Source organism: Veronia nyctiphanis, assembly GCF_004116385.1.
GTDB classification, from domain to species: domain Bacteria; phylum Pseudomonadota; class Gammaproteobacteria; order Enterobacterales; family Vibrionaceae; genus Veronia; species Veronia nyctiphanis.
Genome location: NZ_PEIB01000015.1, coordinates 96,991 through 117,981 on the forward strand (window position 1 = coordinate 96,991; position 20,991 = coordinate 117,981).

General features: G+C 41.1%; 18 protein-coding genes and 3 pseudogenes. 18 read left to right on the forward strand and 3 right to left on the reverse strand.

All coding sequences use genetic code 11. From position 1 onward, the window contains the following. Positions 1-22: 22 nt before the first annotated feature. The gene (locus tag CS022_RS13455; protein WP_129122713.1) at positions 23-295 is read right to left on the reverse strand and encodes a DUF2207 domain-containing protein; all 273 of its coding nucleotides are present in this window, start codon (positions 293-295) and stop codon (positions 23-25) included. A 378-nt stretch (positions 296-673) separates the two neighbouring features. Between CS022_RS13455 and CS022_RS13460 the strand changes: the two genes are divergently transcribed. The 15 genes from CS022_RS13460 (at position 674) to CS022_RS13530 (ending at position 17,622) form a co-directional block, all read left to right on the forward strand. Next, on the forward strand, positions 674-1,720 hold the full coding sequence (locus CS022_RS13460) for a LacI family DNA-binding transcriptional regulator (protein WP_129122714.1): 1,047 nt from the start codon (positions 674-676) through the stop codon (positions 1,718-1,720). 47 nt (positions 1,721-1,767) lie between these two features. Beyond that, the gene (cuyB, locus tag CS022_RS13465; protein WP_235869503.1) at positions 1,768-2,337 is read left to right on the forward strand and encodes a cysteate racemase; all 570 of its coding nucleotides are present in this window, start codon (positions 1,768-1,770) and stop codon (positions 2,335-2,337) included. A 342-nt stretch (positions 2,338-2,679) separates the two neighbouring features. Continuing rightward, positions 2,680-3,087, forward strand: a complete 408-nt coding sequence (locus tag CS022_RS13470) for a LexA family protein (protein ID WP_129122715.1) — start codon at positions 2,680-2,682, stop codon at positions 3,085-3,087. Beyond that, complete coding sequence (locus CS022_RS13475) at positions 3,075-4,328, forward strand: Y-family DNA polymerase (protein WP_129122716.1); 1,254 nt, start codon at positions 3,075-3,077, stop codon at positions 4,326-4,328. The genes CS022_RS13470 and CS022_RS13475 overlap by 13 nt, the downstream gene beginning before the upstream one ends. Before the next feature lie 712 nt (positions 4,329-5,040). Then, positions 5,041-5,865 (forward strand): hypothetical protein, encoded by an 825-nt coding sequence (locus CS022_RS13480; RefSeq protein WP_129122717.1) that lies wholly within the window; start codon positions 5,041-5,043, stop codon positions 5,863-5,865. 46 nt (positions 5,866-5,911) lie between these two features. After that, positions 5,912-6,415, forward strand: coding sequence for a tubulin-like doman-containing protein (locus CS022_RS13485; protein WP_129122718.1), 504 nt, complete (start codon positions 5,912-5,914; stop codon positions 6,413-6,415). After that, entirely contained in the window at positions 6,378-9,158 is a 2,781-nt protein-coding gene (locus CS022_RS13490; RefSeq protein WP_129122719.1) for a tubulin-like doman-containing protein, read from the forward strand. Before CS022_RS13485 ends, CS022_RS13490 begins: the two co-directional genes overlap by 38 nt. A gap of 15 nt (positions 9,159-9,173) precedes the next feature. After that, positions 9,174-9,800 (forward strand): hypothetical protein, encoded by a 627-nt coding sequence (locus CS022_RS13495; protein ID WP_129122720.1) that lies wholly within the window; start codon positions 9,174-9,176, stop codon positions 9,798-9,800. A 5-nt stretch (positions 9,801-9,805) separates the two neighbouring features. Continuing rightward, positions 9,806-12,049: a DUF1318 domain-containing protein gene (locus tag CS022_RS13500; RefSeq protein ID WP_129122721.1), complete on the forward strand. Its 2,244-nt coding sequence runs from the start codon at positions 9,806-9,808 to the stop codon at positions 12,047-12,049. A gap of 10 nt (positions 12,050-12,059) precedes the next feature. Beyond that, positions 12,060-12,782, forward strand: coding sequence for an ABC transporter ATP-binding protein (locus tag CS022_RS13505; RefSeq protein WP_129122722.1), 723 nt, complete (start codon positions 12,060-12,062; stop codon positions 12,780-12,782). Between the two features lies 1 nt (position 12,783). Beyond that, positions 12,784-14,601, forward strand: coding sequence for an ABC transporter permease family protein (locus CS022_RS13510; protein ID WP_161569633.1), 1,818 nt, complete (start codon positions 12,784-12,786; stop codon positions 14,599-14,601). After that, entirely contained in the window at positions 14,594-15,166 is a 573-nt protein-coding gene (locus tag CS022_RS13515; RefSeq protein ID WP_129122724.1) for a hypothetical protein, read from the forward strand. The genes CS022_RS13510 and CS022_RS13515 overlap by 8 nt, the downstream gene beginning before the upstream one ends. Then, positions 15,157-16,464: an SUMF1/EgtB/PvdO family nonheme iron enzyme gene (locus CS022_RS13520; RefSeq protein WP_235869504.1), complete on the forward strand. Its 1,308-nt coding sequence runs from the start codon at positions 15,157-15,159 to the stop codon at positions 16,462-16,464. The genes CS022_RS13515 and CS022_RS13520 overlap by 10 nt, the downstream gene beginning before the upstream one ends. 8 nt (positions 16,465-16,472) lie before the next feature. Beyond that, a complete protein-coding gene (locus tag CS022_RS13525) occupies positions 16,473-16,862 on the forward strand; it encodes a hypothetical protein (protein WP_129122726.1) in 390 nt (129 codons plus the stop codon). Positions 16,863-16,977: 115 nt separating this feature from the next. Continuing rightward, entirely contained in the window at positions 16,978-17,622 is a 645-nt protein-coding gene (locus CS022_RS13530; protein ID WP_129122727.1) for a hypothetical protein, read from the forward strand. 332 nt (positions 17,623-17,954) lie between these two features. On the opposite strand, the pseudogene CS022_RS13535 reads toward CS022_RS13530, so the two are convergent. Further along, positions 17,955-18,652, reverse strand: a pseudogene (locus tag CS022_RS13535) (IS5 family transposase); the annotation flags it as partial. 96 nt (positions 18,653-18,748) lie between these two features. On the opposite strand from CS022_RS13535, the pseudogene CS022_RS13540 reads away from it, so the two are divergent. Then, positions 18,749-19,423 (forward strand): annotated as a pseudogene (locus tag CS022_RS13540) (IS256 family transposase); the annotation flags it as partial. Between the two features lie 37 nt (positions 19,424-19,460). Further along, on the forward strand, positions 19,461-19,649 hold the full coding sequence (locus CS022_RS28105; RefSeq protein WP_408057240.1) for a hypothetical protein: 189 nt from the start codon (positions 19,461-19,463) through the stop codon (positions 19,647-19,649). Positions 19,650-19,654: 5 nt separating this feature from the next. Here CS022_RS28105 and CS022_RS13545 read toward each other — a convergent pair. After that, positions 19,655-19,888: pseudogene (locus CS022_RS13545) on the reverse strand (transposase); the annotation flags it as partial. A gap of 101 nt (positions 19,889-19,989) precedes the next feature. Here CS022_RS13545 and CS022_RS13550 point away from each other — a divergent pair. Further along, positions 19,990-20,544 carry a hypothetical protein gene (locus tag CS022_RS13550; protein WP_129122728.1) on the forward strand — a complete coding sequence of 185 codons (555 nt, stop codon included), beginning with the start codon at positions 19,990-19,992 and terminating at the stop codon, positions 20,542-20,544. Positions 20,545-20,991 lie beyond the last annotated feature (447 nt).

A 20,991-nucleotide genomic window follows, 5' to 3' on the forward strand; every position in this document is an offset into this window, starting at 1 on the left:
CGTCTGTATGGTTTGATCATTGTTATGTGTTTGAGGGGCTGCCAACAGGGGGCTTACCATCAGGCTGCTCATTTTTGAGCACGAAAGCGGTGGCGAAAATCACCGAAAGAAAAAGCAGTACGAATTCGAATAACGGCTCTCCGTATGGCAAGCCTGCACCAAATCGAATACTGAGGATCCCAAAGAGAATGTTCATGCAATAGCCGATAAAAAACACCAAAGCGGCGTAAAGATATCCTTTTTGCACCAGTCGACGTTTTGCGTTTTCTGATGCTGACGAGTTGCTGGATGGCATTTCGACTCCTGTTCAGAGCGTTGCTCTGATAATTCTTTGTGAGTTACGTGCTTTCGCTGAACAAAAATTATCCTATGAAGAGCTGGAAGTAAGATCAACTGTAAGCGCTTACATGATGAGTCTGTTAGTGATAGAAATGTTATTAACATGAGTGCGTTCACTTTTTATAAACAATAAAAGAGTAAATAGTTGGCACTTTTGTTTTCGTATACTAAGTGAAATACTAAAGAGACTGTTTTATATTCTTAATGCATTGAAAAATTTGTTTATTTTATTTTTTCGTATAAATGACTGCCTCAAAAATAAGATTGAAAACGTCCATGTGAAATAGATATGATGGAGTGCAGGTAACGTTATCAATTGACGAAGAATCAGAACATGACGCCCAGAAAACGCTTACATAGTGGTACGAATAAACCGACATTAAGTGATGTCGCGAAAGCGGCGGGTGTGTCCACGGCTTCGGTTTCGCGTGTAATCAATAACAGTGGCCCGGTTAACCCAGAACTCAGAGCGAAAATCGAGCAGACGATTTTAAAATTAGGGTATGTGAGAGATGGTGCAGCCCGGGCGCTTGCCTCAAGCAAAACCCGTATTGTCGGCGCAATCATCCCCACCATTGATAACGCCATATTTGCGTCAGGTATCAGTGAGCTGGAAAAAGTGCTGTATCAGGCGGGTTACACGCTGATGCTGTCGGTATCGAATTACGACCTTGAGCATGAGTACCGACAGATCCGCGATATGTTGGAACAAAGGGTGGAGGCGGTAGCACTGGTGGGGAACTTACACCTCCCTGAGTCCTATGCATTGCTAGAGCAACACCAAAAGCTTTACGTTAACCTTTGGACATTGAGCGAAACCAACGATCATCCCTCCGTCGGTTTTGATAACAGAGAAGCGGGTGCCAAGATTGCGAACTACCTGCTCAATTTGGGGCATACGCAATTCGCTATCATTTCAGGTATCCGTACGGGTAATGACAGGGCGCAGGAGCGTGTGCGCGGCGTGACCGAAGCACTGGCCGCAGAAGGCATTACCATCGACGATGCAGATATTATTGAGTGCCGTTACGGAATATGGGAAGGGCGTCATGCAGCCCGACACCTGATGCGTCGACCAGACAATGAGCGGCCAACCGCCGTTATTTGTGGCAACGATGTCTTGGCGTTTGGCTGTATTACCGAATGCCAGCATTTAGGTCTCAATGTGCCCGAGGACGTTTCTATAACCGGTGTGGATGACCTACCGTTTTCTGAGCATTTATCTCCCGCATTAACAACCTTACACATCCCCTCGAAAACGATGGGGCAAAAGGCGGCTCAATATATTCTTGATAAGCTGGCAGGCAATGAGCCAGAAAACAGAATAACCGTAAGTACCCAACTTATTGCCAGAGACAGTACTGCGCCGTTGAAAAAATAAGGCTGCTCAAAATACGGGACCATTGGCAGTATATAGAGGGCGAGTTGATGAGAAAAAAGCCACTCACGGTGGGCATTATGGGGGGAATGGGACCTGATGCGACCGTGGACTTGATGCAAAGGATCATCAAACTTACACCCGCATCAGATGATATTGACCATATCCGTTTACTCGTCGATAACAACCCCAAAGTACCATCACGGATTAAGGCCCTGATCGATCAAACTGGCGAAAGTCCTTTGCCTGCCTTAATTGCAATGGCGCAGGGCCTGCAGCAAGCGGGGGCTGATTTCCTCGTCATTGCGTGCAATACCGCGCATCATTATTATTCAGACATTAGGGATAAGGTTGCTATTCCTATGTTGAATACGATTGAGATTTCTGCCGCTTACTTGAGTAAGCAAAAGCCCTTTTCTAAAAGAATTGGCTTACTGGCCTCCACCGCTGTTCAGCAGGTCAGGTTATTTGAGCCATACTTTTCTGAGCAGAACATAGAGATTGTTTTTCCCGACTCCATGAATCAGCATCAAGTTATGGCGTTGATCAAGCGAATAAAGCGCACTCAATTCACATCGATGACACCAAAATTCTCGAAAGTGCCATTGCAGCCTCAGTGAACAAGGCGCAGACAACATACTGATTGCCTGCACTGAACTGTCTTATTTGAGTCCATCGCTCCATGTATCACCCCCTATTTATGACACTGCGGAAATTCTCGCTGAGTCGGCAGTTACAAAGGCTCTGGGCGCACAATTATTCACTTAACTTATTGAATAAATTGGCTTCCTAATGTGTTACTTAGATTGTCATTCTTCGTTATTCTCAACAGCTGTTTCTTTGACCGAATCGGTTTGAACACACAAAAGTGCCCAAATCCTCGACTGTCAGAAAAGCTGGATCTTGCCACTGAGACAAAAAGCGATACAATTAATACTGTATAAATAAACAGTATTATAAAAATGAATGTTATCCCAATTTTTGCCAGTGCCGGGATCACCGGTTTCGAATCACCCGCGGGTGATTATCGTCAGTTGCCGCTGAGTCTGGATGAGCTGTTAGTTGAACACCCTAGTGCAACATTTATTGGCCGTGCATCAGGCGAGTCAATGCAGGGGGTCGGGATCTTCGATGGTGATATCCTGATTGTTGACAGGCATGTAACGGCCCGAGACGGCGATGTAATTGTGGCAAACTTTAATGGTGAGTTTGTTTGCAAGCTTCTTGATGTCACCCATCGTCTGCTGCTCTCTGCCAATGAAGGGTATCCCTCAGTTCACATTAACCGCCACGATACTTTTTCTGTTGAAGGTGTTGTGGTGCGGTCGATTCGTTGTCATCGCGAGAGTCCATTGTTATGTTCGCGCTAGTTGATGCCAACGCCTTTTATTGCAGCGCAGAACAGGTATTCAGGCCTGACTGGCGCGGTAAACCCATGATAGTGCTGTCGAACAACGATGGCTGTGTGGTGGCAGCTAATCGGCAGGCAAAAGAATTGGGTGTCGAAAAGTTTAAGCCCTATTTCCAAGTACAGGCATTGTGTGAAGCCCAGTCAGTGATCGTGTGTTCGTCGAACTATGAACTGTATGGTGACCTCTCGGACAAAATGATGCAGGTGATCGGCCGCTTTGCACCAGATCAGCACGTTTACTCAATTGATGAATCCTTTCTGTCTTTTCACCGTTGCAGTGCTATCCCTGATTTGCGCGATCACGCGAAAGCGCTTCGACGGGCGGTCTGGAAAGAATGTCGTTTGGCCGTCGGTGTGGGCATGGGTACAACCATGACGTTGGCGAAGGCCGCCAATAACGCAGCGAAAAAATTGCCCGGATATGACGGGGTTTGTGTGTTGAACTCAGAATTGATGCGACTTGATGTGTTGGAGCAGATGGCGGTTGAAGATGTCTGGGGCGTGGGCAGACGAATTGCGGCGCGGTTGAAGCGTCAGGGGATAGAAACTGCATTGCAGCTGTCGCGACAAAAACCTACCTTGATTCGTCGCGAGTTTAACGTCGAGATGGAGCGCACGGTACGTGAACTGAATGGCGAGGTGTGCAAAGGCTGGGATGCTTCTCGAGCGGATAAACAACAAATTTTCTCCACCCGTTCGATGGGTGAACGTATCGTCGATGAAGTCTCGTTACATCAGGCATTATGCAAGCACGCAGGGATCGCGGCCGCCAAATTACGGGCGCAGAAATCAGCAAGCTCAGTATTAATGGTTTTTGCTGGTAACTCGCCATATGACGAGAGACCCAAAAGCTTCAAACAACTGCATCGCTTCGCTTTTGCTGTTGACGACACTACTGTCATCACGCGTGCGGTATCTGAACTGGTTCCCCTATTATTTGAGCCAGGAGTGAAGTACTACAAAGTGGGGGTAGGGCTTCTAGATATCGCAAGAGTTGACCATATACAGCCAGACCTCTTCGACTCACAACCCGGAAACCCAACGCTGATGAAAGCCTATGACAGCCTGAATAAACGTTATGGTACAGGCACTGTGTTCATGGCTGCGCAAGGCATTGCGCCGAAATGGGGCATGCGCCGCGAGTTTTTATCGCCGCAATACACGACTCGGTGGAGAGATCTACCGAGAGTAAAATGCTGAGTTACAGAGACGGGAGTAGTGCATATTTACCCTCTCTGTAATCATATTATTTATCGTTTTTGGTTACCTTTTTAAGATATCAACCTTCGTGGCCGAGCCGCACTGATCTTTGCCGTTTATTGGCGATAGCACACCAACTTTTGCATTAATAACTGCGTCATGGACGACACACAAAGTGGTCTTGCTGAGCGTCGTTGTGTGTACCAGTGTAAGACTTTGTAAACGCAGAGGAGAGCATCCATGCGTTTAGTGGAGACCTATCTAAGCGTCTAAAATATTTCTTAAGTTGATCGCAAAATTAAGAAACGAAAGAGGTCATAGATAACATTCTTGTTATACCATATCTCTCGTTTGAATCATCGGCGAATATTCAAATTAAAAATTTAGACGAACCTCACAATCTGAAATAATGAAAATAATGAAAATTGAAATAACTAAAAGACATATACATTCATATTTTATCTCGACTAGAGTCTAAATTCTTCTGGTACTCAAGTAAGTGTTGGTTAAGATTGTTGTAATAAACATAAAACCACATATTTGCATTTCAGCATTATGAACATGTTAAATTTTTGAAGCTTTCCATAAAATTAATTTGAAAATGCTTTAAACGAAGCTATACGTCGGAAATGTTAAGAAAATACGCCCCAGAATTAATTACTCCATCACTGATAATAGATGAATTTATAAATTACCATTTGGAATGATAAAAATGGAAAATTACGTCCTTGAGAAACTAATATCATCAGATTCATTGTTTTTATCGATAATGATGGTTTTTTTACAACTGATATTTGAGATGAAGAATGCAAAGTATTCACTCTATATAAGTGTCGCAGCAGCATTCGTTGTGTCGGCTATGATAGTTTGGATTATTAGAGTCATTGCTAGGAATATAACTGAAACATATAAACCAGGGTTTGGTTTCGCGATTGGATCCGTACTTTCTTATTCCTCCACTTTTATATTAATTATAAGCCTTGTATCACTTCATTATACAGAGCCGGTTGTGAAAGTGGTCATAAAGGGATGGGGACTTGCCCTGACTCAAAATGAAGAGTGGCGAGAATCAACCTTTCGGGATGCATTTGAAAATGTCGCTGAACTAAAAACGTCTGATGGGCTACCCGTCGAGAACTTGAAAGGTTATACACATCCAGATTTAGGGGGGGAAACTATTCCTTCTCGTTCAGATCAAGCCCAGATCACTGTTATAGAAACATATCTCAACTCAATAGAAGAAGAATTTGAGAAAAAAATGCCGATGTTGAGTTGGATACTTTCAGCGGAATCGGGCTCAGCTAAGTCCGAAATGTCAGAAGATATTGAGAGATACTTTGAGAACTCTTCAACATACGTAATTACTGATGCAATTAGTATTGCGAGTAGCAATATTTCAAATGAATTAGTTAAGCAGTCTGACCGGATAATTGTATTTGGCTCTCTGGCCTTGCTGGGGTTTTGGCTTCTTTTGCAAACAATCATTATTGGTTTAATTTCTTGGTCGGCACTTCGAGAAATCAAAGAAAATTTTTAGAATTGAAAAATGTGTCTGCGAAAACTAGACACTATGGAGACTTAAAATGACTCAAAAAAACACACTGTTAATAGGGGTTGGCGGGACAGGATGTGAAGTTGTTCGCGAATTGAAGAAGAAGCTTCATGTTGAGTGGAGAACTCGCGGTGCCGAAGATAAGCAAATTCCTGACATGTTTGAGTTTAAAGAAAGCTTCGGTAATGACTTTATCTCGAGAATTGCCACCCTCAGTATTGATTCGCATTCTGATGACCTAGCTGGTCAGGGAAAAAGAGAGCAGTGGGTAAGCCTCAACGAAGACATCAACTTAATGGGACGCGAGCAGGTACTGTTAAATAGCTCTTCAGTGTTGGATACCGCCCAAAACCTTGATCTTTATACTGGTGTATCACCTTGGCTCAGAAAAGAAGATGAAAAGGACTTTTTAACAAATATAACAGTTGGCTTAGAGCCAAACTGTGGGTGTAACCAGCTTCGTCGCCTGGGACGTCTGGCCCTTGCTAGTGGGGACAATGTCGATAATGTTATCAATGGTGTCGCGACGACTTGAACGGTTGTGTGACAATGGCGGCGAGCAATCCGTTGATATCCACATTGCAGGCAGTATAGCTACTGGTACTGGCGGTGGGACAATGCTGGATATTTTGGCACAGCTTCAATCTTACCTATCAAACCAGCCATGGCGCACTACGATCTATGTCCATGCTTTTACCACTGCTGCAGACGTTGGCGATAAGAACACTGGTCGTTTTTACATTAATCAATATGCCGCGTTAAAAGAATACAATGCTTTTAACCGCTCTGATTATAAACCTTGGGATATAAAAAACCCTCCGCACGCCAAGCGCTTATCTATTAAACCTGTCAATGCAAGTGCGGAAGATACAAACCACTATGATCTCAAGCAAACCTATAAATCTCTATTCTTAGTCACGGATAGCACATCAGAAGGAAAACGCGTTAGCTTGCCAGAACAGGTTAATGGGACAGCAGAACTATTGTTCCAGCTGTCTGTAAGGCAACTTGGCAACCTACCAAATGAAATTCGCCAAGCTCTTTCAAACGAAGATAACCCTGAAACAACTGATGAAGGCTTTACCGGACCCCGTTCAATGAAGAATGGCGCTTACGGTGTGCATAGGATAACTATTCCAGAAACAAAAATTCGTCAGCGTCTTATCTCCTCGCTCGGTTTACAATTCACGCTACAAATTTTGCATAATAATTGGGTTAAATCCTTTGTGGATGATCCGACGACTGCATTCAATGCTAAATCATTTGTAGCTGATTTGGTCAAAAACCTAGAGGTAAGTAAGGGAGATCTATGGCTTGATAAAGCCGTTGGAAAAACGAAATTTTCTGAAGAAACTAGCTTTGCAGCATATCAGCAAGACTGGCGGTTGAAGCTTGAGGAGATTGAAAAAAATACGAAAACAGCTGATTCGTATCAAGAGATGCAGCAGTGGGTGACAGTTTTTAACCGTGAAGCAGAACTATATTGGAATGAGGGTTTTCGTCCATTAGGTGATCAAGGCGGTGTCGAACGCTATTTCGGTTTTCATGGTAGCCCTATACAACTTGATAAGCGATCGAATAGCGTAAGAAAACACATTGAGGCGTTACTGGTTGATGGCCTCGAGAGTGGATTAGAGAATTATACAACACATAATCTACCTGATATCGTCGAAAACCTGATTGAGCGGGTAGAAGACGAGGCTGCTAACTTTGCCAAAAGAAGCGCTGGCTATGAAAAAATGGCAATTGCAGCCCAGAAGAAGCGTGTAACAATAAAAGAGGAAATAAGAAGAATCGGCAAAATCGGCTACAAAATTGGTGGAGCGGCGTTGCGTTTATTTGCCCAGTACCAAGAAGAGTCGGTGGTTTTCTACTCTAATCGCACCTACGAGCGAGCTTCCAAATATGGTGCTGCTTTTAGTCTCGAATTATTAGACAGCTTACGGTTACTTCGAAAAGATGTTGGTCAGTTTAAGCGAAATATCACTAACTTGAGAGATAACTTCGTAACGGATTTAAACCTTGAAAACGAGAAAAAATCTGGTATTGAAGATTGGATCAATTGGGACGAAATTAATGAGTCAATTCAGCAGTACTTTGTCACCAATAAGCCTCTTTTAGAGACCAACAGCAATGCTATTTGGGATCAATTAAAAGAGCTTCGCGGCGATCGCAAAAGCTTTGACTCCTATAATCGCCTGATGGTCATTGACGAAAAAACGAGCGTTGTACGCGGTGAATTCCCTTCTGCTATCCGTAAAGAATCATTGCAATATAGCCATACTTTCCATGCAGATGTTGTCGAAAATAACCCGACATTTAAGCCATTTTTCGGACGAAACATCGTAAAAGAACTCTATGAGCAATATGGTGAGGTTACCAAGCAGTTAGAGAATGTAGTCAAACGTTGGATTGATGCATCAAGTCCTATGGTTGCATTTGATGCGGGCCAACCTCGCCCTAGCGTACCCAAGCCTGGTCCGAGAAAGCGCCGGATGATGCTTCTACCGACTTGTCAAGATGTACCTAAGTCATTTCAAGATGCATTAAAAGCGTGCATTGAAGGTTCGTTATCAAATAATGATGGAAAGATTTTAGTTAAAACCATCCCTGAAGAGCGATGCCCAAATGAAATTAGCGCTTTAACAGTTGCTTTCTTTTTCCCTCTTCGTCAAGCAGCTGTCGTATCGGCACTGAAAGTGCATTACGACAGAGCATTGATGAGTAATGAAGGACGTTTTGTTTCTTATCAGTGCCACAGTGAATCTGCGAGATTCTCAGACCTTTTATTACCAAGTCGTTCAGAAGAGATGGAGATTAGGCTTCCATCAATACTTGCAGCCTGTGCGCTGGGTTACCTTCAGGTGCCCGACGATCTTGACAAGCAACTGTATTTTGGTACTCGAGAAGATAAATTTAGCCCTATTGAGAATCGTATTGATACTGGTATTAAGTTTACTCTAAAGCAGAAAGAGTTAGCCGCTAGAATTGGTGATCAATATGATGAAATGGATATAAGTGTTGAACTAGCAATTCTGTATACCGACTACCATGAGCAGTTTTTGCGAGATTGCGGATCGAAAGTTGAGGCACTACTAAATAGTATTGAAGTTGTACCTGAGCATATTGACGCGGCAGAATTAAAATTAAAAAACTACAGCAAATGGGTTTTCTTACTCGCTAAAAGAAATGAAGAAGATGAGCGATATGGCAAATTTAAAGATGCTATTTATGATGCAATTAACCGGGTTCTACCGGAACTAAAAGAAAAACTATAAAAGAGTGATTAAGTAATGACTTCAGAAGTCGTGTATAGATGTAAAAATAAAGGCGGTCCAGATGGTGACTGTGAACATGCTAGTAGTGATGATAACATTTTAAGTTCACTCATAACCATTAGTGAAACTGGTGAGGCAATTTGTCCTGGCGAAACTGTATTTGGTGAGCCATGTGGGTCTGTTTTGGAGAAAGTTATTCCACCTAAGAAAATTCCATGGGCATTAATTACCAGCCTGTTAAGTGGGATAGCTATTATAGCTGGTTTTGTCTGGTTTATATTGCTAAGGGGTGATGCGGTCATTCGCATTGAGGATAATTTATTAACTTTATCCCCAGGTCAAACAGTAAAGGTAGAAGTTTTTAATGATGGTGAAGTAACACTAAAGTTAAATGACGTTATTTTTTCTCAAGAGTATTTTAGTGCGGAACTACCTGAAGGTGGTCTAGAAATAGAGCCAGGTACTAAAGAAAACTTTAGAGTCAAGTTCGCAAAGTCGGCGCAGGATAGTGTTAATGGAATAATGACTATTGACTCAAATAGCGCTGGCGAGCCAATAACTATAAAGGTAGTCGGCAACGCAAACCCCTGGGGTGTCGTTGAAAAAATAAACAAAAAGTCGACCATTTTGGATAAGGAGTAAGCGTTATGAGTACCGGAAAAATTTCCTTGTCTAATATTAGCTCTGTTTGTGGCCTTGGCTTAATGGTGATGTCAACGCAATCATTTGCGAGTAACTATTCTGATTTAATGGCTACAATGCAAGTGCGTCAACCTGACTTAGAAAGACAGCAACTTCTTAGTGATACATGTCTTGGGGAACGCTTGAATGGATATTTGAAAATAAATCACTCTTGCCCGGCTGACGTAAAGCAATTGGCCGAAGATGAAAATAATGATCGCAAAGCCCTTTATACATTAATGGCAAAATCATTAGATAATGATTTGAATACCATTGGCGTCCAGTTTGCGCAAAAACGACACCCTTTTTATGTAAAAGGTGTGATGAGAGAGATCCGTCTAGAGGATGGCAGTACTACATTTTGGAATGGTGTTGGTAATCATCCGGATCAGAACAGAGTTTCACGTGTATTGACTAAGCAGTATGCAAAGCTTTATACAAATTCAAATAGTTCTTCCGATGTAGTGCGGGATAATCTGCCTCTTTATGAAGCTTTCGGGGTCGTAAAGCAGGAAAATATTGATGGGAATCTATGGTTTCATGTAACTGAAGAGTATGTACCAAAACAGAAACCTGCCAACTGGCAACCGAAAACAATTGGTTGGATTTCCGCTGACGATGTGATTCCGTGGAAACGAGCTCTTGTTATGCGTTTCACTAATACGCTAAACAGAGAACCATCAGTCTTCTTTGAAACTGCTGAAGATGCTGTCGCCCTAATAAAAGCTTCAACTGACAATAGGACGACACAACTAGATAAGCTTTATACACAGTTCGAAACAGGAACTGTCAATAAAGTTAGTGGAGCTCTCGCTATAGAGCCTACAGTAGGACAAAAACAAGAACAGATTGTAATGTATCCGCTGCTTGACTTTTATGAATCAAAGTCCGATGGCCTTTATATGGACGGTCAATTTACTCGTTTGTTAGAAGTGGCTGCTCAAACACGAAACGGGTCAAATGATGGAAGCCTAGGTAGGCTGCCAGTCGATATTGTCTTTGCAATGGACTTAACAAGCTCCATGAAGCCATATCTTGAAAGGTTACTTTCAGTAGTAGAAAACTTTGCACTAGATATGGATGGTCAGGATATCAAGTTTGGTTTCGTTGGCTATCAAGATAAGAATAAAAATTTTGATTATACAGTAAAACAGTTTACTCCAAACGGAGTTATGAGCCCTCCTGACTTTGTGAAAGTTTTGAGCAAAATTGAAGCAAGGAAAACGCCTGTAAAGTCAGACGATATTCCCGAAGCAGTGATGAACGGAGTAAATACCGCGCTTGAATCAAACCAATGGCGTGATAATAGCCTAAAGCTGCTCGTGCTGATTGGAGATGCACCTGGGCGTGAAGATAGTCTATTCAATGTTAGAGCTTTACGAGATAAAGCTAACGTTAGAAAAATACCTATCTTCTCTCTTTATATTGATTCATCAAAAGGTGCTGCAAAACACTCGAGAAGAGGTAAAAAACAATACACCGAACTTTCATCAACTTATGAAGGAGCGTACGGAACAAGTCGTCAAATTCCTCATATATCCATAATTGATGGAGGCTCGACTCAAAAATTTGCTAAGACAGTGTCTAATAGTTTGAATGAGGCAAGAGTCCTGTTAGCGAATTTAGCAAAAAGCTCTGATTCAATTAAATTAGAGCAAGGGTCGGTTAGTGAGTTACTCTTTCAACAGGCAAATATAATGTTAGCAGACCCGTCAATGCCTGAAGACTCGATACAAGGTTGGGTGTCTGACAAGGTTATGAAAACGCCAGCGCGAGAAGCACTAGCACCGATGATCTTACTAAACGAAGCTGAATTAAATGAACTTGAGCAGCGCGTACGCGAATTAAAAACAATAGGTGAAATGGCAATGCGAGGAGACAGCGGTACAACCCTGGACTTCTTTGATTTGGTCAGTGATAACACCCGCTTTACTATTGTAGACCCGTCCGCTGTAAACTTTCGAGATGCATTTTCAGCACCTTTAGGGATCAATAGCCTTCCATACGAGAGTGACATAATGTCAACGACTCGTGAAGAATTTCATAGTATGGATCGTGTTCAGACATTCGTTCGCTCGATGGATAATAAAATACGACATTACGAAGATCTTAAACGTCAACAGGGCAATCCAAATGTCTGGAAGAAATTGAGTTCCGGTACAAGTGAACGGGATAGAGTTGTCGGTGTCGAGTTAAACCAGTTACCATAATCTACAAAAAATGCCGAGTAAGTTAATTATTACTGACGCAGAAATTAAGCTTGGTGATTCGGATAGTAAGATTACTATTCGAATTCCCAAGTTTGAATTACGTCAAAATGAGATCGTTGCGGTTATAGGGTCAAATGGATGCGGTAAATCGACTCTACTTGATATGATAGCGATGTTGTATAAGCCAGATGAAATAGGTGAGTTTAACTATACATTTAGAAATGATGAATATAGTCATGTAGAACAGTTAGATAATGAAGAAATAAGTAAAATAAGGCGTAATAACATAGCATACATACTGCAAAATGGTGGCCTTCTTGAATTTTTAACTTTAAAACAGAATATTTCATTGGTTAAAAAGTTAAAAAAAGGCAAGCAAGCAAACTTTGACCAGGTAATAAGTGAACTGGGTATAGGAACTTATATTAATAAAAAGCCTATGGAACTCTCCGGTGGTCAGCGACAAAAGGGCGCAATTGCTAGAGCACTTATACAAGAGCCTGACATTATTCTTGCGGATGAACCGACGTCTGCAATGGACACTATAAGTGCAATAAATTTAATGACTAGCTTAACCAATAGAGTAAAATGCTCTGACTCAAGTCTAATTATTGTTAGTCATGACTTATCTCTAGTTAATGATTATGCAAATCGAGTTTACCGTTTTTGTGTTTCTCAGGTGAATGGAGAAACACTGTCTGTGCTCAATGAAGAAGCATGTCATAGAGGTTGAGATGCTTAAGGATATACAATATTTAACAATCTTGGCATTACGAGATATTAGTCATGAAAAGATCTTATCTTTTTGTATGGCGTGTTCTCTTGGAGCAATTTTTACACCGATAATTATCTTATTAGGTCTACAGAAAGGCATAATTGGCAACATGATAGATGCTTTGGAAAGTGATCCTACAAGTCGTTTAGTGCGTCCTAAATTTATGTCTCAGAGTCCAATTCCTGAGGAAACGCTGGAAGTAATTAAAAACGCTGGTGCTGCTTTTATTGAGTCTGAAACCTCACATTTATTACTTGATGTAAAAGGTTTGTCTGATCCAATTAATGTAGTACCTAGTTCTGATTTAGATCCTTTCTTTATTAAATCCAAAGCTAGCCTAACCAATAATGACAGTAAATGGGTACTTATTTCAGAATCTTTAAGCAAAAAGCTCGGTAAGTATGAGAAAGATATATTGACTATTATGTTGGTAAGGTTCACAAAAAATAATTATCGAGAGGAAATACCAGTTGACTTTAGCATCGTTGGTGTTTTAGACAAAGAAGTTATGCCTGATTATAAAATCCACATGCAGGATTCAATATTTAATGATATATATCACTGGCGTAAAGGTTATGCATCAAAAAAGCTCAACTTAGAGGGTAACAGAGAGATAAATATCTTACCTGAGTATGACGGAGCGATAACGACTTTTGGTAATAAAAGGCCAAATACAGAAGACTTTAATAAAATGCTTGCTGGCAGGTTCCCTTTCAGCACTTTACCAATTAAATACTCGAAATCTGATGAAGAAGTTGGGCAGGACGATAGTTTACTCTGGAAAGCTGTCAATAGCACTATAACGAAAGAAGAAATTCAAGAACTGAATAATACACTTCTCAACTATGGCTATTCTCCGAGAATTACTCCTTATGTGGATAATGTTAAACTGTCTCTTTTTAAAGGAAAGATACCAAAAAGTTGGAAAGTAAAAACACTGAGTATTAGTGAATCTCCTCTTTATCAGCAGGGAAAACGACCAATACTCTTAGTATCTAATAGTGATGCCGAATTTGTTGGTGCACAACGTCTAATACTTAAAACAGGCCTCGGGAAAAAAACTGCTATAATACCGGTCGAACTAATGATTTCAGACAAAGTTCCTCATGGTTATATAGTACCGAGCTACCACTTTACTGGTTTACTGCGATCAGCAATACGGATAGGTGCTGTATATAGTGAGGAACGTTTTTCTTTCGAATTAGAGAATGAAAATCTCACACGCTATTTCCGTGTCTACTCAAAATCACTAGATGACTTAGAATTACTAGTCGATACAGTTAAAAATGAAGGGGAAAGGTTAGGAGTCAAAGCATTAGTCAGTCCTGTTTCAAAATTAAACGATGTGCGTAATATTCAAAAACTATCCAATTATATGGAGAAAATATATCTATTAATTGCATCAATATCTGGTATATCAACCATTTTTGCTGTTACTGCATCCGTATATGCTACGGTACAGAGAAGGAAAAAAGATATAGCATACTTGAATATGTTAGGTATAAATAAATCAAAAATAGTTTTCTTTCCGCTTATCAAAAATATGATATTGATTCTATTTGGTTTATCTATTGCTTTTTCTGCATATTGGTTGTTTGATATGTTGGCAAAAAATTGGTTCGTAGATTTATTAGGTGAGACAGAATCACTAACTAGACTTACTAGTGAATATATCTTAGGCCTAATATCGATAGTATTACTGTTGGGGAGTCTTAGTTCTCTCTTTGCAGCCACTGCAATTAATAAAATTGACTCCAAAAGGTATATTCATGAATAAATACATTTTACTTCTTCTTGCGTTATCTTCGTCAATTTTAGTACTTAATAGTCAAATTGTTATTGCATCGGAAACACTAACAGTACAGTTACCAGATAATACTCCAATGAACTTTCAACCAGTTTTTTTGGATATTGATGGCGATAAAATTTTTTCTTCTCAAAAAATGAGACTCGGTTCAAGAGATGGAGATGATGTTAGTTATAAAGAACGTTTATCAATAACAAACCTTGGTGGCGCGTTTGTCGGTCCCGACGACAAAGGCGAGAAGAAATGGTTCTACTATCTTGGTCAGACTGAAGTGTCCGTTAGACAGTTTAACGCAGTGATGAGATGGTGGCAGGAAAAGAATAGCTTAGTGATAGAGGCTCAGAACACGTCTCTGGTTCCTCAAACTGGTAAGACCCCAGCGGAGATATTCATGTTCATAGAAGCATTGAATGTTTACCTGTTACAAACTCAGAAACATGCCTTGCCAAAGAACGGTAATGCAGTTGGTATATCCGTTTACCTACTGAGGTGGAATGGGCTTACGCGGCGCGGGGCGGAAATAAAGTGTCCCTGAGTGTTTTTGACCAACCTCACCCTTACGATTCCACACCTGGGGGATATGAGTGGTATCGTCAAGCTTCCGGCAATAAAATACGACATACGGGCTCAAAAGAACTTAAACCTAACCCTTTAGGGCTCTATGATATGCTCGGAAATGCTGAAGAGCTGACATACGGAATCTTCGGCCATGACTTTCTTTTCGCAAGATTTGGAGGTTTAGTTGTTCGCGGTGGAAACTTTAGTGATCATATTGATGATATCAAAGCCTCTAGACGCGCGGAATATAAAGTATACAAATCAAATGGTGATATTTTACGCTGGAGTAAAGTCGGATTTAGACTTGCTATAGGCACTTTAGTCAGTGAGTCCGGCCACACCAATGATGAATTGGATGATGCATATGAAGATTACATTCAGAGTGATAGCGGGGTAACTCAGTCTGGTCCTGTAGGTAAAACTAGCCTTTCACAACAAGCTCAAGCTGATCAAGTTAACTATTATTCTGATGAAATTTCTAGATTAAGTGATGAAGTAAAAGAACTACGCGGCGACAACAAAAACCTGGTGTATGAAGCCGAAACCCTACATGGCAAAATAGAAGAGAATCTACTTACTCTAGCCGTATTAAAAAGAGAGCTTAATGCAGAAAGAGAGAAAAATAAAAATTTAAGCAAATTAGCTGATATAGAATCAATTGATAAAAAAATCAATATTGCTATCTCGGTGAAAGATTCAGAAATATCGCGACTAAAATCAGAGTTAACTCAACTTTCATCTTTAGTTGCTAAACAAGTTAATCAGCTAAAAAGTAAAGAACTATCTGATAAAAAAATATTTTCTCTACAAAAGAAAGTGAGCGATGCAGAGCGTAGAGACACTATTGCATTACACGAGATAGAGAAAAATAAGAAGAGAATTATCGTTGCGGAGAAGCGATTACTAGAAGCTTTAGTCCGAGTCGCAGGTTACAATCTTTATACAGCTTGGCGCAACCTGAGAGCAATTGAAATTAAAAAAAGAGCTGGTAGTTCAGTATCACCAAGTGCTTGGGATAATAATAAGCGTGAAGCTGAAGCTATGCTAAAAGAATACCGAAGATATATAGTGCAAATTATAGATAATACTAATGTGAAATTACTTCCCGAAGTGAAAAATAAAGTTGTTAATTGGCTGGAATCTAATAAGATAGATAAGCGACAAATACAGGGTTTAGATTTATTAGAAAGACATATTCGTGAAGTGCAACAAGGAAAGTATCTACAAGTTGACGAGCTTTATGATAGCTTATTGTCAGAACCAGAACTGAAATGAGAAAAACCATGATCAAAATATTAAATAATAAATTTATTTTTATTATCTTAACCATAATAATTATTCCGGGATGTACGTATCATAAAGCTATAGACATACAGAATGAACGTATGAATTTGATTAATACACAGTTTAGTGTTGAAGAAAAAAACAAAATTAATAATGAAAATGAGAGAGTTATTTTGTTGGCCGAGCTAAAATCACTAACACAAGAAGTTGAGCGTTTAGAACTAGAAATTAAAGAGATTCAAAAATTAAATCGAGAAAGTCAAGCTGCTAATGTTAAAAAGTCTGAAGAAGACTTTAATAAAAAGCTTAGTATTTTACTAAATTTAAAATCTTCATTGGAGAAATCTATACACGAGAAAAAGGAATTGATAAAAGTTTATACTTATTAATGTTTTGTTACTTAATGGTCGGTGAATACTGATTGAAGTCTTGTTTATTATAAAGAAACACTAAGCCTATATAACTGTATTATTCACAGTTAATATATAATATGTAGAGGAAATTATGTTTGGAAAAATTCGTACTGTAGCAATTTCTGCATTACTGACACTTACCGTTTCTGGTTGTGCGCTGACGAGCAATGAATCAACAGCTTCTGATGAAAACGTAATTAGGTCAGAAACTGAATTGAAGATTATGAAAGAAGCGACTATTGCAGGTACAATTGGTGGCGTTGCAGTTAGCGCGTTGTTAATCGAAAAGTTTGGTGATAGTTGGCCATTACCACTTAAAATGGCAGCTGGAGTTGGTGGAACTATAGCTATTCAGAAGATCGCAGAATATATCGCAATGGAACAGATAGCTAAGCTAGGTGAAGTTACATTAGAAAATGACCAAAAAGAAGCATTATTGTCGGAAGCGAAGAGAGTTAATTCTGAGTTTTCCAATCTAAATATGGATTTAAGGTCAAGTATTCAAAATAATAAAAACAATAAAAATGTACTTAAAGCTGATCTAGTTAAGGCAAAGGCAAATAAAGTTAACTCAGAAGCTATGTTGAAAGATCGCAAAGCAATGCTGAGTATGCTAGTGAAAGGGTCTGAAGAATACAATGAATATTCCAAAGAGGTTACTAAACTTGAAAAAGAAGATGCTGCGTTGGCATCAGTAATCAATGAACTTAACGATCTAGGTGTTGCAGGCGTTTAAGTGTATTAATTAGTTTAAGAATGTATAATATATTTTTATCAAGCATTTTTTCCTCTTATAATTAAGAAGAAGTCAGGTTTGTTTTAGATGTAGATATATCCTTATTAAGGGGTTATCCGCTTTCATTGATATGTGCAACATCTTATCAATGGCGGTGACTCCTTAAATAAGTAATAAATTCTGAAAGATTTTTACAAGTGTAAATATTGAAATACACTCAGTGCTGCAGTTGCTAATTTGAGCTTTGACGACCTCAAGTTATTAGTAGGTGAGCGGGGCGTTGTTGATCAAATCATTCACTTAATGCACTGTTCTACTGAAGGTTATAACAGTTATCCAACTCGGTAACTCTCAGGCATACCGAGTCTTATGACTTTGTTCATCGCTTTAACGTTCGCCAATGCTTCCCCGACTTGTGCATTGTAATCACGCAGTGCCAATTTTGGGCTGAGCAACTACTTGTATCGATACATGGCCGTTTCTGACAATGATCGTTGATGATAATCGTTTTCACGTTTCCATTGACTCAGCGCTCCTGCTTTTAAAGCCTGAACCGCTTCGTTGCCAGGATGGCCATCATCCCATTAGCCAGCATTGCTCCGCGGCGGGAGCGTCGGCTTTATCCCTTTTTGCCTGAGTACCTGATGACAGCCTTTTGTATCGTAGGCGCCATCAACACTGACTTGTGTGATTTTGCGGCGCAGCGGATTGAGCAACGTCGGTAACGCTTCATTGTCGCCAACAGCGTCTAGGCAGACGATAGCAGATATTGTCCACTTCCACTATCCTGAGACAGTCTAAACTGGAGTTTTCGCCAAATACGGCGTTTTTCCTTACCATGCTTACGCATTTTCCATTCCCCCTCGCCGAAGACCTTTAAGCCTGTGGCGTCAATAACAACATGTCCTATAGGCACACGGCTCGGTAAGCGAAAGTGAACCTCAACAGTCTTTGCACGCTTGCTGATACTGCTGTAGGACGGTGATTTCAGCGGTACATCCATCAGGACAAATATTGAGTCGAGAAAGCCTGAGCTATAGTGACTTCTGATGTACAGGAAGGAAAGAATGCAGTGTAACCTGTTGATTGATCTCGCCAGATCAACAACCAACAAGGAGTACACTTCATGGACAACAATCATAACGTTACTGAGCATAATAGACCAGAAAACCCGCTGAATGAACGACTAAAACAAGGCGCGCAGCAACTGCTGGTTCAAGCAATAGAAGCAGAAGTTCAAGCCTTGCCCGAACATTTTTCAACGCTCCAGGTGAATGGGAAACAGGGCGTCGTTCGTAATGGTCACCTGCCTGAGCGTAGGCTTCAAACCGGACGGGGCGATATTCCTGTCAAAGTACCCAAAGTCCGTGACAGAATCGGCAGCGGGATTAAGTTCAACAGCAAACTGGTGCCGCCTTATCTCAAGCGGACCAAGAACATTGAAGAGCTCATCCTCTGGCTGTACCTGCGGGGGATCTCAACGGGTGATATGCAGCCCGCCTTGGAATCACTCCTGGGCAAGCAGGCCAAGGGGTTATCAGCCAACAGTGTTTCTCGGTTAGAGCAGCAGTGGGAAGCGGAGTACGAACAGTGGCGCAAGCGGGACCTGAGCAAACGGCGGTATGTTTATGTCTGGGCTGACGGTATGTACAGCAAGGTCCAGATGGACGATAAGTTATGCCTTCTGGTTGTCATAGGTGTCGACGATACAGGCCGTAAAGAAGTCCTGACCGTTGTCGACGGGTACCGTGAGTTAGAAGCCAGTTGGCTGGAAGTGCTGACACAGCTTCAGTTACAGGGTTCGCGACAGTGAGGCTAAGAACCAACAAGACGAAGAGTTGCGGAAGCCGGAAAACGACACAGGCAATGGCTTTCAAGCTGATGAAAACAGCCGAGTCAAACTGGCGAAGGTGAGAGGGTTCAAATTACTAGCGGATGTTACCAAGGGCGTGAAATTCCAAGATAGCATTAGCGAAACCGAGGAAAACCAGCAGGGCATTGCTCTTGAATCCGTAAACCAGATTTGACCATAGCTCAGAAAGCCTTGGAGGGCACGAAAAGGGAGCTTGAAAATGCCTTTAATCATTAAAGCCGTTTCGATAGCGCCATTGGTAAACGTGAATCCTCTTCCTCGTTTCCCACGGTGCTCATTGCAGTGCCATGATTTCACTGCGGCATCATCAATCCAGAAGGTTATCGACCCGCGGTTTATTAATGCTTGATTGTATTGTTTCCAGTTGCTGATTTTGTACTTGGCTTTGCTCATCATCTGTCACTCGATTTGGGGTCTGATGATCTGATCGCGGAAACGATGATTAGTTCAATGCTTTAGGAAACAACGCCGGTGAGCGGTTAAATGACGAGCAATTGACGGAGTTTTTTGCGGCATTAGGTTTTTATCAAACGCCGATGATCGAGGCAATATTAGCTCGATTTCTTGGTGACTCAGATCTAAGTCAAGATAATGCATATCGGTCTGTTTTTGCCATGGGGCAATTGGCGTCTCTAACATCGACCAGTGTCGAAGCGCTCAAAAAGGCCTGTGTTAACAGAGAAATGCACGGCAAGAGTGTCAACTATAATGCGCTGATTCAGCTCGGAAGGCTATTCAGCAAAATAGACACTGAACAACAGGATTTGATCACCGAGGCGATTTCTCTCTATGGCGAGAATTTTCGTGGCCTCACTTCCGCAGAAAGTGCGCGGTATATAGCGATGACCGCGACGGGATCATCGATGTTTTACAAAGATACTCTGGCGAACTCAAAAATATTGGTGATAAACGCTTGCCGAAAAATGTTCGCGCAGTCGCTGCAAAAGTTGTGGCTCTTCAGGCAAGACAGGGACACGAGGCAGCGAGAGAAGACGTCGACAGACTCTTGTTGGAAGAGAACCACCCACCTACCTTCAAAAGCCTTGTAGATAGCTATAAAGGTCAGGTCTTTCCTGACAATATTTCCGAGAAATTAAAAGACAAGGCCAGACATTCAGGGAACGATGGTATGAGTAGTGCGATAATTATGGAACTTGCGGCAACCCCAACAAGGTGTGACAAAAACAGACTTTACCTATCGTCGGCGCTAGACTCTCTTGACGAATGAACACAAAGTTTAATCAGAAGTAATTGCGGAATCTTTCTATAAAAATTCATAAGTAGACTGACAAACAACATCGGCTAGGTAGCTCAAGCCCAAATATGATCTGGGCTTTTTTTGATCTATTTATTGCCCAGTTATCATTGATAAGCCCTGAACCAGATAACTCATCTAACAACCTCCCAAAAATTTATAAAATTTGTCGCAAAAGGTGCGCTATACCTCATTCATTTTGGAAGCTGGCCGCAAGCCTACGATATGGCTCATAAATCCA